Here is an 11,875-nt window from a genome sequence, read left to right on the forward strand (position 1 = left end):
TAGAAAACCAGGAGACTACCGACCATGAATGCATCTTCCCGACGCCTTTGCAGTAGCGTGCGCCTCGGCGCCATTGGTTTGGCCATCAGCAGCTTGCTGGCCCCGGCCGCCTGGGCGCAACAACAAGCAGCAGCGACAGCCGATAAAGCTGACAAGGCTGAGAAAGCTGAGAAAGCTGACAAGGCCGAACTGCCCACCGTCACCGTTACGGCCACTCGCATGAGTTCGGGCTTGCTGCAAACGCCGGTGTCGGTGACTGCCATCACGCAGGACAAGCTGACCCGCGAGGGCGTCACCGATGTGCGCGGCCTGGCCGGCACGGTGCCCAATTTGCAGATCTCGACCGGCGCCGATTCAGGCGTGCAGATCGCCATCCGCGGCATCAGCTCCAATAACTTCACCGAGATCGGCGACCCCGCCGTGGGCCTGCATGTGGGCGGCCTTTACTCGCCCCGGCCGCAGGGCGCAATGGCCCTGATGTTCGACCTGGATCAGGTGGAAGTTTTGCGCGGCCCGCAGGGCACGCTGTTCGGCCGCAACTCCACCGCCGGCAGCATCAACATCATTCCCGCCAAGCCCGAGTTTGGTGAGACCTACGGCAGCGCCGAACTGGACTTCGGCAGTTACAACAAGCGCCAACTCAATCTGATTCAGAACATCGGCCTGAGCGACAACTTCGCCCTGCGTGCCACCGTGATGGTGCTCAAGCGCGACAGCTGGCTGAACCAGTCGCAGGACTTCACCGACGTCAATATGCCCGAACACGGTTTTGTGGCCGATGGCATCCCCGATGTGGACCAGCGCTACAACAGCAAGGTTAGCAAGGCCGATGCCTACAACAACAAGAACGAGTGGGCGGCCCGCCTGACCGGGCGCTGGAAGATCAGCCCCGATCTGGAAGCCACGCTGGGCTATGAAAAGTTCAAGAACAATGGCGCCGGCGATATCGGCCTGAAAGACTGCGCCCAGGCCGCCGGCACGCGCTTCGCCTGCCCGGGCGGGCAGTGGGATGTCAGCATCAATGTGCCGGGCAAGATCGATATGTCCATCGACACCGTGCGCGGCGGCTTGAACTGGAACCTCAGCAAGCACAGCAGCCTGGAATACAACTTTGCCTACGCCGACCAGCGCCGCTCGCAGCAGGGGGATGATGATTCCGGCTATCACCGCCTCTCCAGCCAGGTCACGGCCCAATGGCCGGTTGGGCCGGATGGCGACTGGGGCAGCTGGCCGGTGCGGGACGACACCTCGCGCACGCTGAGTTCCAAATATCTCTCGCTGGTGCAGGAGCTGCAATTCAAGCAAAAAACCGAGAACCTGCAGTACGTGCTGGGTGCCTTCTGGATGCGCGAGAAGAACGCCATTGACTATGCGCAGGAGCAACTGGTCAATGCGCCTTACGGTTACCCGATCAGCCAGTACTACCAGCAGCCCAATCGGCAGATCGATGCCAAGGCCATCTTCGGCCAAATGGACCTGAAGTTCGCGAACACATGGACCGCCACCCTGGGCGGGCGCTACAGCCGCGACAGCAAAACCGACAAGGGCGGAAAGGTCTACGGCGGCGAGTGGGACAGCACTTCGCCGGCCTACTTCAACGGTCTGTTTGATCCGGGCGTGCCTGGCGCGTCGGACTTCAAACCACCGAGCAGCAGCAATCTGACGGCCGGCATGGGCCCCTTGGCCGGCACCGGCGCTTACGCGCACTACCAACCACCCGCGCAGAACGACAACTCGATGTCTTGGAGCAAGTTCACCTATCGCCTGGGCCTGATGAATCAGCTCACGCCGCAAGACATGGTCTTCACCTCGCTGTCCACCGGCTACAAAGCGGGTGGGTTCGGCGACAAGGACGACCGCTGCGGCGGCTTCCAATGCGCCGAAGGCCCATCGCCGCAATTCACCTTCTTCCCCTACAAGCCCGAGACGGTCACTAATCTGGAATTTGGCTACAAGGGCTTGATGCTGAACAAGCGTCTGTCGCTGTCGGCAACGGCCTTCTTCAGCCGCTACAAGGACATGCAGGTCACCGACGCTTTCTTCGCTGCCAAGGTTAAGCCCGAGCATGACTGCACGGCCAATACCGTGGGCTGCGACATCGTGCAGAAGTGGCAGACCATCAATGTCGGCACGGTGGAGATCCCTGGCCTGGAGTTGGAGCTGGACTACAAGCCCTGGGCCGGCGCACGCCTGGGCGGCTTCTTCAGCTATATCAACTCCAAGATCAAGGACTACCCCGCCTTCAGCGACACCTGGAACTGCGACTACCGGCAGGAGAACGGCGCACCCGCCTGCCCGCCAGCCTATGCCGGCAACGACCCCACGCTGGTGGGCCGCAATGTTCACGACATCACCGGCAATCACTTGCCCATGTCGCCCAAGTACAGCCTGGGCCTCAACTTTTCGCAGAGCTTCAACTTCGACGGCGGCTATGTGCTGACGCCCTGGGTCGCGCTGAAGTGGCAGGACAAGATGTACTTCACCCTGCGCAATCTGGACAACCCGCACATCTCGGACGCGCAAAAGGCCTTCACCAAGATCGACGCCTCGATCAAGCTGGTCTCGCCCAAAAACTGGCATGTGGAAGCCTATGTCTACAACCTCACCAATCAGTGGACCAAGAACGCCGCGGGTGATGGCGGCGGCTTTGTGAAGGCGATGTGGAATGAGCCGCGCATGCTTGGCCTGCGCGTGGGCATTGACTACTGATGTTCGGACGCCATTTGCGCGCTGGCCGCATTGCCAGCATCGACATCTTTCGCGCCCTGACGGTGCTGGTGATGATCACCGTCAATGAATGGCATCGGGTCAGCGATCTGCCGGTCTGGATGCTGCATATGCCGGCGGATGTGGATGCGATGAGCTTTGTCGACGTGGTCTTCCCGGCCTTTTTGTTCATCGTCGGCATGTCCATTCCCTTCGCGTTGCAGCAGCGCCTGAAGGCGGGCGATACGCCGGGCCAACTCTTGCTGCATGTGTTGCAACGGGGCTTAAGCCTGGTGTTGATTGGCGTCTTCATGGTCAATGCGGAAAGCGGCTTCCACGCCGCGTCTATGCCCATGCCGATTGCTCTGTGGGCGCTGCTGAGCTATGTGGCCGCCTTTGCCCTCTGGGGCTCGCTGCGCGGCGGGCCGGCCTTGGCGGGCGGCTGGCGCTTGGCCGGGGTGGCCTTGTTTGCACTCTTGGCCTGGCTTTATCGCGGTGCGCCAGACGGCGGCGGCATGACGACGCAGTGGTGGGGAATTTTGGGCCTGATCGGCTGGGCTTACTTGCTGGGCTGCATGGCATTCCTACTTTGCCGGGCTCGCGTGGCCGGCCTGCTGCTGGCGCTGGGCTTGTGCATGGCCTACTTCGCCCTGCAGCGCCTGCCGCTGGTGCAAGGCAGCGACTGGCTGCGCCTGCTGTTCAGCCAGGATGCCAATGCCGTGCACGGCGGCTTGGCGATCAGCGGCAGCATCACGGCGCTGATCTTCTTCGACCAGACACGTGCCCGCAGCATGGCGCAGCGCCTGGGCCTGGCCCTGCTGTTTGCTGCCGCGCTCGCTGTGCTGGCGGGGCTGATGCGGCCGGCGTTCAAGATCTCCAAGATCTACGCCACGCCCAGCTGGGCGCTCTACAGCGCGGCGGCTTGCGTGCTGATCTTTGCCGCCTTGCAGCTGTGGCCGGAGTGGCGGCAACGTGCAGCGGCAACTTCCATGGCCGCGCCACGCCTGCCCGGCTTGCTGGATGCGGTGGCCGCCAACCCCTTGCTGGCCTATCTGACACCCTTCGTCGTCGAAGCGCTGATGCAACTGCTGCACTGGGACTGGCCGGCCTTCACCCGCAGCGCACCGCTGGGCGTCGTGTTAGGCATGGCCTATGCCGTGGCGGTGGCCGCTTTCGTCAAGTTCATTGCGGCGCGTGGGGTTCGCCTGCGCATCTAGACTCCCATCTCTCAGTTTTCTGTCCTTCTCGATCGTGAATCTTCTGCCAGTCAGCTCCGGCATCAGTGCCAAGCCTTGCCACGCTTATGTGGGCAGTTATGCCCCGCATGGTCAAGGTATCTACCGCTTCGCCATGAATAGCGCAGAGGCCGATTTGCAAAGCTTGGGCGCGCCGGACCTGGCGCCCAACCCCAGCTTTTTGCTCTTCAATGCCGATCACTCCCGGCTTTATGTGGCCAATGAGCATGAGGATTTTCAAGGCCGCTTGTCCGGCTCGGTGAGCGTTTATCGGCGCGATGCCGCCAGCGGTGCGCTGAGCCTGGCCGGCTGTGTGGCCTCGGGTGGGGCGCGGCCGGTGCACCTGAGCCTGGATGCGCAAGAGCGCTATCTCTTCGTGGCCAACTACGGCTGCGGCAGCTTGTCTGTGCTGGCCTTGGACGCGGCTGGCGGCCTGGGCCAACAGCTGGATCAGCAAAGCCCGGCCCAGTTCAAAACCCTGCAGCCCTACACCGCGCTGGCGCAGCAAGCGCCGCCTGGCAGCTTTGCTCACAGCGACCACGACGGGCCGCATGCCCACCAGGCCAGGCTGGACCCCACGGGCCAGTTCCTGCTGAGCACGGATTTGGGGCTGGATCAAATCATCAGCTGGCAGTTCGATGCGCGCAGTGGCCGCTTGTCGGCGCCGCGCTGCCACCCCAGCTCGGCGGGCGCCGGGCCGCGCCAGCTGTGCTTTCATCCGCGCGATGCCTCGCTGTGTTACGTGCTCAATGAGGAGTCGTCCACCTTGAGTTGGTGGCGCTTCGATGCATCCGCAGGCGGCGTGCTGCGGGCCTTGGGCGAGATCAGCACCTTGCCGGCGGGCTTTGCGGGCTCGAGCTTCGCGTCGGAGCTGCAATTCACGCCCGACGGCAGCCAGCTTCTATGCCTGAATCGCCTGCACGATGCCATCGCCATTTTCGAGATCGACGCCGCCGGCCGCCCGCAGCTGCTGGGCCACGAGTGGACGCGCGGCAGCTATCCCCGCAGCGCCAGCTTCGACCCCAGCGGCCGTTACTTCTTCGTCTGCAACCAGCGCAGCGACCACCTGGCGGTGTTCCGCTTGGCTGAGCGGGGCGCTGGCCTGCAATTCACCGGGCGCTATGTCCCGGTGCCCAGCCCGACGCATCTGGTGTTTGCCAGCGTCTGAGTGGGCGGGCTCAGACGGCTGGCGCCAAGGGCATTGATTAGTTTCTGCTCGGAAAAATCCCTTGCAGGGCAATCACACAGGTCAGCGTCAGTGAGGGCTGCATCACGCTGACGGGCTGATTGCCACCGGCCGAGGCCACCGAGGCCGGGCTCATGTCTACTCCCGGCACGCTGGGCGCGGCGTACAAGGTGCTGCGGCTCTGGCTGGCGGGGGATTTGCCGGCGGGGCTTTGTGTGTCACCTATCGAGGCGCTGCCGGGCAGCGCGACCTCATGGTTGTGCATGGGCATTTGCGCCGTCGTCAAGGTCACCGCCTCGGTGCCGCCGCGATCACCGACTTGGTACTGACCGCCCGCGCCGATGACAACTCGGCCACGCGTGTCGGGCAGGGCAAAGGTCTGGATGCCGTTGCCGCCGTAAGTTGTGCCCAAGAGCGAAAACAAAGCTTGGTTTTGTTGGATGGACAGTAACTGCCCGTTCATCAGCGCCCAACCCTTGGGCGCGAAGTTCCAGATGCCGCAGGCGGTTTCACCCAAAAACGGGGTGTCGGCCCAGGACGCTGTGGCGCCCAAGAGGCAAACGCTCAGGCCAAGCCCACGCAGCTGACGGGCCAGACGATTTGCTTGTTGCAAAGACATGGCAACTCCTTGAATGATTCGGTACGGGTTCAGCCGCAGCCATGGCGGCGGCCGCTCTCATCAGTTTTGCGAGGGGAAGATCCCCCACACGGCGATGACGCACTTGATCGTTTGATACGGTTGCTGCACCTGGAAGGGCTGGCTGCCTCCTGTCACGCTGCTTTGCACGCCTTGCATGGGCACAGTGCCGGGGCCGGGCGCATACAGCGTTGTGCGGGCCTTGTTGGCGGCCACTGCAGCTGCCGGGGACAGCGCTGTGGCATCACCCAAGCTGCCCCGCGGGCGGTAGCCATGGCTGTGCGAAGGCAGCTGGCTGCTCGTCAGGGTCTGGCTTTCGCTGCCCATGGCCTGGCCCAGCACGCGGGTGGACAAGCCCGGCCCTTGGCCTTGGCTCACCATCATGCGGCTGCGTGTGTCTGGCAGGGCAAAGGTCTCCTGCCCGTCACCACCAAATGCGGTGCCGATCAGGGCGAACAGAGGCTCGTACTCCGAGATCGGCAGCAGTCGGCCATCCATCTCCATCCAACCATAGGGCGCGAAGTTCCAGCCGCCGCACATCACTTGGCCGATGAAGGGGTCCAGGCCGGCATGGGCGGACGGCATGCCGGCCAGCGCTAGCCCCATCAATGGGATCGCCAGGGCGCGGCGGCACCGTCGCATGCTCAAGTTCAAAGGGTTTCTTTCGCTCTTACTGATCATGATGAGCCCCTGCTTACGGACGGGAAGGAAAGACACCTTGCGTGGCGATGACACAGCTCATCGCCAGAAAGGGTTGCATGATGTTGATGGGCTGGCCTTGGCCTGCCGAATCGGTTCGGCTCGCCGCTCTTGCGGTCCCTGGCGTGGCAGCGGCGTAGAACTGGCTGCGCGCCTTGCTGGCGGGCACGGCCCCGGCCGGTGACTGCAGGCTGGCGTCTTGCGTGCTGCCCAGTTGCACGACCTGATGGCTATGGGCAGGCAGATTGCTCGCTAGCAGGCTCGTCGTTTCCGCACCGCCTTGCTGCCCCAGCACATATTCACTTAAGCCGGGTCCTTGGCCGGCGTTGATCGCGGCGCGGCCACGCAGGTCGGGCAGCGCAAACGTGCTGCGGCCATCGCCGCCGTACTGTGTGCCGAGCAGCGAAAACAAGGCGGTGTTCTGCGAAATTGAGAGCAGCTGGCCTTGCGCCATCATCCAGCCCCTGGGCGCAAAGTTCCAGGCACCGCAGACGATTTCTCCGAGTATGGGTCCACTGCCCGCAACGGCGGGCGCAGTGGGCAGCAGGCATAGCGCAGCCAAGGCCAGGGCGCCCCGCAGGGTGGAAGATTTGGGTGCTGGCGTATTCATACCGTGGTCTCCTGAACTAGCTTGCCGTGCGGGCGCCGGGCTGTCGCGCAAAGTGCCAGCAGACCTAAGCCCAACAAAGCCAGGCTGGTGGGCTCGGGGATAGTGCCGGTTTGCCCCGGGCCGTAGAGGCTCACATCGTCCACCGTGGCCGTCATGAGAAAGGATCCATCACCAAACTTCATGGTCACACTGCCCAAGTCGGTGTCAGAGATCAGGCCGAAGAAGTAGGCATAGCTGCCGGCGCCGTCGCTGCGGTCGGCGCTGGCGCCATTGCTCATCTGCGTGCTGCCCATCGTCAGCCCAATGTCCCCGGCGATCACATCCGCGCCGGTGATGACGTAAAGGCCGAAGGCCCGCACCGATCCGCTCAGATTGAAGGTCAGGCTGTCGCCGCCCAGAAAGGCGCCGTCGCCATTGTTCAGGCCCAGGTACTGCGAGCCCGAGGTGGTCCAGAAGCCGCCTTTGACATAAGGCGTGGCAGGGCCGGCGGAGTCGGCGCTGAGACTGAAACTCGGGCTGCCGGCGCTGTTGGTGTAAGCGTTGCCCAGCAGGCCTGCACCGTCGAAGTTGCTCAGTTGCGCGGCGCCTAAGCCACTGGTGGCGGTCACGAAAGCCGCTTGGCTCTGGTAGGTCACCACACCCGCCGCCGCCTGCACGCCCCAAGCCAAACCTGTGGCCGCGAGCAATGCGCGACACGCTAAAGAACTCATTCGCATGATCGACTCCTTTTCCTCAGCTAGAACCACACCGCAGGCACGGCATTGCGCTCACATCGCAAGACCCAAGCCGTCCTCAGGCACCAAATTGGCAGCCCAGCTCTTCGAGCTGCCCCTGTTGAACACGTTGATAAACGATCTGCGGCAGCGCGGCCGCGCCGCCGCCCGCGACGGGCTGGCCCGCCCGCAGCGCAATGGTTTCGGTGACGGCCTCGGGCACGGCCGTGAACTGGCTCAGTTGCACGCCCGGCCGCTGCGCATCCAGGTCTGAACTTTCCAGGTTGTGCACGGGCTTGCCATCAGCCGTCTGCGTGACCGTGGCCCAAAGAATCTGCACCTCACGCTGGCCGGCCCGGTAGTTGAAACTCCGCTGGCCGGCATTGATGCGCAGCAGGCAGTCCTCGCCCCTCGCGGTTTGCCCTTGGTAGCTGCCCGCGAGGCAGGCCAGATTGATGTCCCCTTCGGGCGCGGCGGCCTTGAGCTTGCGGCTGAGTTCACCGAGGCATTGGTGCAACTGGGGCAGAGCCGTCAAGGCCAGGGGTTTGGCGGCAGCCTCCTCGGCCTGGCGCATCGCTGCGAGCTGAGCCCGCTCCGCCGCTGCAGCCGCTTCGTCCGCCGCGCCACCGCAGGCCGACAGCAAACCAGCAAGGCCGGCCGTCAGCGCGAAGCGCCAAACTCCCAAGTCACGGCATGCAGATGAGCAGCACATGGCCCCTCCTTTGGGAGGCAAGCATAGGCTTTCCGTGACTGAATGCGCATAGCCCCCCATGAATCAGGGAAGGTGAAAACCCTAGCGACTAAGCGCTTGCGCTGGGGACCTGCGGCAGTTTCGCAGGGCAGTGGCACCACCGGCCGCAAGCTTTGGAATAAGCCCCCAGCCGGGTGTGCAATGGCCTCATTCACCGCTAGGCCAGCGGGAGGGCTTTTGGTTCTACATGCCAGGCTGCAAGCGCGTATGCAACTGTTTGGCCAGGTCGACGGCGCTGCCGCCGTAATGGGCTTGGCGGTAGCCCAGGCGTTGCAACAAGCCCAGGGCCAACTCGGCGCGCGCGCCGGTGGCGCAATAGACGATCAGCGGCGTTTGGGCATCGGTGGCCAGCAGGCGGATCTGCTCTTCCAGGCGCGGCATGGGCAGGCAATGCGCGCCGGGCAGGTGCCCGGCCATGAACTCGGCGTAGCTGCGCACATCGATCAGCAAGGCATCCTGCGGCAGGCTTGGCGCCGCTTGATCCAGCGCGGCAGCGGCGTGATCCGGCGCATGCTCGTGCACCTGCGGGGTCGAGGGGTAGGCCTCCACGGGCAGCAAACTCATATTCCAGTTCATGGTCAAGTCTCCTTCGTGGCGTTTCGCTGTGCGGCCCGGCCGGGCGCTGCTGTACGCGACACCTGCTTTTTACTGCAGACTGCAGCGCCTGGCGAGCCACTTTTGCACGGTGGGGCCACCGCAGAATTTTTCTCAGTCCGGAGGGGATCAGCTGGGCCAAGGACGATCTGAGCTTGCTTTGCTCCAGCGAGTTCGGGTACCTCAATCAGCACCCTGCGCGATACTGAAGGGCGGAGGGCCAAGCCCAAGCGGAGCGTTTGGAACGTCTTCGCCCTTGGCGGATCTTTGCGGCTTTGGGCCGCGTTGGGTGCCGGTATTGACCGGCCAGGCCAAACCTCCGGCGCATTCTTTTTCCCCCGCTTCATGCATCAGACCCGACTTCTTTTTGAACAAGCCGCTGCGGCGCCGCTGCCCGACTGGGAGCAACTTGCCCCCGCCTATCGCCTGGGCCAGTACAAGAAAGGCGCCGACATCTTTGCCGAGGGCGAGTGGCAGCCCTTCGTCTACGTGCTGCGCCAAGGCATGGTCAAGCTCAGCTATATCAACGAGCAAGGCGAGGAGTGGATCAAGTCCTTCATCGGCGAGGGTGATTTCTTTGCCTGCCCGAATGTGCTGGTGGCCGGCCGCAAGACGGACTATTCGGCCATCGCCCTGGAGGACTGCCTGCTGGAGCAGCTGGACTACGCCAGCCTGCGCCGCCTGATGCTGCGCCACGCCGTGTGGCAGGGGGCGGTGCTGCAATTGCTGGAGCGGCATATCGTGCGCAAAGAGCAGCGCGAGCGTGAACTGCTGACCATGCGCCCCGAGGAGCGCTATCAATCCTTTTTGAGCAGCTACCCTGCCATTGCAGAGCGCATTCAGCAGCGCGATATGGCGCACTATTTGGGCGTTACGCCCGAAGCATTGAGCCGGATCCGCAAACGCCTGCGGGCTTGATCTAGCGCAAGTGCGCTGCGGCTGAAATTTGCCGATTGATTTGGATCATTTGAAGCGCGGCTCGCAGCGACGAAGCTGGCGGCACTTTCCCTGTTTCGCAATGCATCGAATTGCGTGAACTGGGCTTTCGCCGAGTTTTGCGGCTTCTTCTTCGCTGATCAATCCAACTCACCATGCTGACCTCTGCATCCAATCGCGCCCCCTCCTCAGTCAAAGCCTTTTTGCTGGGCGGCGGCATCGGCTCCATGGCCGCCGCGGCCTTCATGATTCGGGACGCCAAAGTGCCCGGCGCCAACATCACCATTTTTGAAGCCGCCCCGCTGATGGGCGGCAGCCTGGATGGCGCCGGCGACGCCGAGCGCGGCTACTCGCTGCGTGGCGGCCGCATGCTGACCACCGACAACTACGAGTGCACCTGGGATCTGTTCAAGACCATCCCTTCACTGGAGCATGCCGGCCAAAGCGTGTTTGACGAAACCCTGGCCTTCAATGAGAAGTACAAGGCGCATTCGATGGCTCGCCTGGTCAATCGCCAGCGCGCCAAGATGCCGGTCGAATCCATGGGCTTCTCCATGCACGACCGGGTGGAGCTGCTGCGCCTGAGCAATGCCAGCGAAGAAGAGTTGGGCACTTCGACCATTACCGACTGGCTCTCGCCTGCCTTCTTCGAGACCGAGTTCTGGTTCATGTGGGCCACCACTTTCGCCTTCCAGCCCTGGCACAGCGCCGTTGAATTCAAGCGCTATCTGCATCGCTTCATGCTGGAGTTCTCGCGCATCGAGACGCTGGGCGGCGTCAAGCGCACCGTCTACAACCAGTACGACTCTTTTGTGCGCCCCTTGCAGGCCTGGTTGCAAGCCCAGGGTGTGCAGTTCGTGATGGATGCCAAGGCGACCGACCTGGAGCACCGCGAAGAGGGTGGCAAGTTCGTGGTGACTGCCATTCAGCTGAAGCGCGCGGGCGCCACGGAACGTGTCGAGGTGGGCGCCGATGATCTGGTGTTCTTCCAGAACGCCTCCATGACCGATGCCTCCAGCCTGGGCTCCATGCACAGCGCGCCGCCTGCCTTGAGCAAGCGCGACAGCGGCGGCTGGACCCTGTGGGAAAAGCTGGCCAAGGATCGCCCCGAGTTTGGCAACCCAGCTGCCTTCAACAGCAGCATTGCCGAGTCGATGTGGAACTCCTTCACCGTTACCCTCAAGGACACGGTGTTCTTTGACAAGATGCGCGCCTTCAGCGGCAATGAGCCGGGGACAGGCGGCCTGGTGACCTTCAAGGACTCGAACTGGCTGATGTCCATCGTGCTGGCGCATCAGCCGCACTTTGCCAATCAGCCAGCCGATGTGCAGGTGTTCTGGGGTTATGCCTTGTTCCCCGATCGCATCGGCAATTTCGTTGCCAAGCCCATGGCCGAATGCACCGGTGAAGAGATTCTGCGCGAGCTTTGCGGCCATCTGCGCTTCGACTTGGATGCCGTGGCGCATGCCAACTGCATCCCTTGCCACATGCCCTACATCACCAGCATGTTCATGCCGCGCGCGCTGAGCGATCGGCCCCTGCCGGTGCCCAAGAGCTCGAAGAATCTGGCCTTCATCAGCCAGTTCGTGGAGATCGCCGACGACGTGGTGTTCACCGTCGAGTACTCGGTGCGTGCCGCGCAGATGGCGGTGTACGAGCTGCTGAAGGTGGACCGCGCGGTGCCGGCCATCATCCCGCATGACCATTCGGTGAAGACCAAGTTTGAGGCTTTGCTGAAGGCTTTCAAGTAATCGAGTGACGCGGGCCGATATGGCCTGCACGCCCTTGTGGCGCCAGCTGCTCCGTTC

The 11,875-nt window shown here is 63.3% G+C and carries 11 protein-coding genes; 5 read left to right on the plus strand and 6 right to left on the minus strand.

Going from position 1 to position 11,875, the window contains the following annotated elements; translation table 11 throughout:
• Positions 1–24: 24 nt before the first annotated feature.
• The 3 genes from AABB87_RS02530 to AABB87_RS02540 are packed head-to-tail and all read left to right on the plus strand — an operon-like array spanning position 25 to position 5,109.
• Positions 25–2,709: a TonB-dependent receptor gene (locus tag AABB87_RS02530; protein WP_341969608.1), complete on the plus strand. Its 2,685-nt coding sequence runs from the start codon at positions 25–27 to the stop codon at positions 2,707–2,709.
• Positions 2,709–3,923 carry a DUF5009 domain-containing protein gene (locus AABB87_RS02535; RefSeq protein ID WP_341969610.1) on the plus strand — a complete coding sequence of 405 codons (1,215 nt, stop codon included), beginning with the start codon at positions 2,709–2,711 and terminating at the stop codon, positions 3,921–3,923. Before AABB87_RS02530 ends, AABB87_RS02535 begins: the two co-directional genes overlap by 1 nt.
• 34 nt (positions 3,924–3,957) lie before the next feature.
• Positions 3,958–5,109 carry a lactonase family protein gene (locus AABB87_RS02540; RefSeq protein WP_341969611.1) on the plus strand — a complete coding sequence of 384 codons (1,152 nt, stop codon included), beginning with the start codon at positions 3,958–3,960 and terminating at the stop codon, positions 5,107–5,109.
• A 37-nt stretch (positions 5,110–5,146) separates the two neighbouring features.
• Here AABB87_RS02540 and AABB87_RS02545 read toward each other — a convergent pair whose 3' ends face one another.
• The 6 genes from AABB87_RS02545 to AABB87_RS02570 form a co-directional block, all read right to left on the minus strand.
• Positions 5,147–5,746, minus strand: coding sequence for a phage tail protein (locus tag AABB87_RS02545; protein ID WP_341969613.1), 600 nt, complete (start codon positions 5,744–5,746; stop codon positions 5,147–5,149).
• 60 nt (positions 5,747–5,806) lie between these two features.
• Positions 5,807–6,406 (minus strand): phage tail protein, encoded by a 600-nt coding sequence (locus AABB87_RS02550; protein ID WP_341969680.1) that lies wholly within the window; start codon positions 6,404–6,406, stop codon positions 5,807–5,809.
• A gap of 52 nt (positions 6,407–6,458) precedes the next feature.
• Positions 6,459–7,073, minus strand: coding sequence for a phage tail protein (locus AABB87_RS02555; protein ID WP_341969614.1), 615 nt, complete (start codon positions 7,071–7,073; stop codon positions 6,459–6,461).
• Positions 7,070–7,789, minus strand: coding sequence for a PEP-CTERM sorting domain-containing protein (locus tag AABB87_RS02560; RefSeq protein WP_341969616.1), 720 nt, complete (start codon positions 7,787–7,789; stop codon positions 7,070–7,072). The genes AABB87_RS02555 and AABB87_RS02560 overlap by 4 nt, the downstream gene beginning before the upstream one ends.
• Positions 7,790–7,865: 76 nt before the next feature.
• Complete coding sequence (locus tag AABB87_RS02565; RefSeq protein WP_341969618.1) at positions 7,866–8,471, minus strand: hypothetical protein; 606 nt, start codon at positions 8,469–8,471, stop codon at positions 7,866–7,868.
• A 249-nt stretch (positions 8,472–8,720) separates the two neighbouring features.
• Positions 8,721–9,113 (minus strand): rhodanese-like domain-containing protein, encoded by a 393-nt coding sequence (locus tag AABB87_RS02570; protein WP_341969619.1) that lies wholly within the window; start codon positions 9,111–9,113, stop codon positions 8,721–8,723.
• A 363-nt stretch (positions 9,114–9,476) separates the two neighbouring features.
• Here AABB87_RS02570 and AABB87_RS02575 point away from each other — a divergent pair, with 363 nt between their 5' ends.
• Together AABB87_RS02575 and AABB87_RS02580 are read left to right on the plus strand one after the other, a co-directional pair.
• A complete protein-coding gene (locus AABB87_RS02575; protein ID WP_341969621.1) occupies positions 9,477–10,049 on the plus strand; it encodes a Crp/Fnr family transcriptional regulator in 573 nt (190 codons plus the stop codon).
• A 173-nt stretch (positions 10,050–10,222) separates the two neighbouring features.
• Positions 10,223–11,818, plus strand: coding sequence for an oleate hydratase (locus AABB87_RS02580; RefSeq protein ID WP_341969623.1), 1,596 nt, complete (start codon positions 10,223–10,225; stop codon positions 11,816–11,818).
• Positions 11,819–11,875 lie beyond the last annotated feature (57 nt).

The organism is Roseateles sp. PN1 (assembly GCF_038419725.1).
Taxonomy (GTDB): domain Bacteria; phylum Pseudomonadota; class Gammaproteobacteria; order Burkholderiales; family Burkholderiaceae_C; genus Paucibacter_A.

Coding starts and splice junctions, on each gene's coding strand:
- AABB87_RS02530 (WP_341969608.1), top strand. CDS start 25: ATGAATGCATCTTCCCGACGCCTTTGCAGTAGCGTGCGCCTCGGCGCC.
- AABB87_RS02535 (WP_341969610.1), top strand. CDS start 2,709: ATGTTCGGACGCCATTTGCGCGCTGGCCGCATTGCCAGCATCGACATC.
- AABB87_RS02545 (WP_341969613.1), bottom strand. CDS start 5,746: ATGTCTTTGCAACAAGCAAATCGTCTGGCCCGTCAGCTGCGTGGGCTT.
- AABB87_RS02550 (WP_341969680.1), bottom strand. CDS start 6,406: ATGCGACGGTGCCGCCGCGCCCTGGCGATCCCATTGATGGGGCTAGCG.
- AABB87_RS02555 (WP_341969614.1), bottom strand. CDS start 7,073: ATGAATACGCCAGCACCCAAATCTTCCACCCTGCGGGGCGCCCTGGCC.
- AABB87_RS02560 (WP_341969616.1), bottom strand. CDS start 7,789: ATGCGAATGAGTTCTTTAGCGTGTCGCGCATTGCTCGCGGCCACAGGT.
- AABB87_RS02570 (WP_341969619.1), bottom strand. CDS start 9,113: ATGAACTGGAATATGAGTTTGCTGCCCGTGGAGGCCTACCCCTCGACC.
- AABB87_RS02575 (WP_341969621.1), top strand. CDS start 9,477: ATGCATCAGACCCGACTTCTTTTTGAACAAGCCGCTGCGGCGCCGCTG.
- AABB87_RS02580 (WP_341969623.1), top strand. CDS start 10,223: ATGCTGACCTCTGCATCCAATCGCGCCCCCTCCTCAGTCAAAGCCTTT.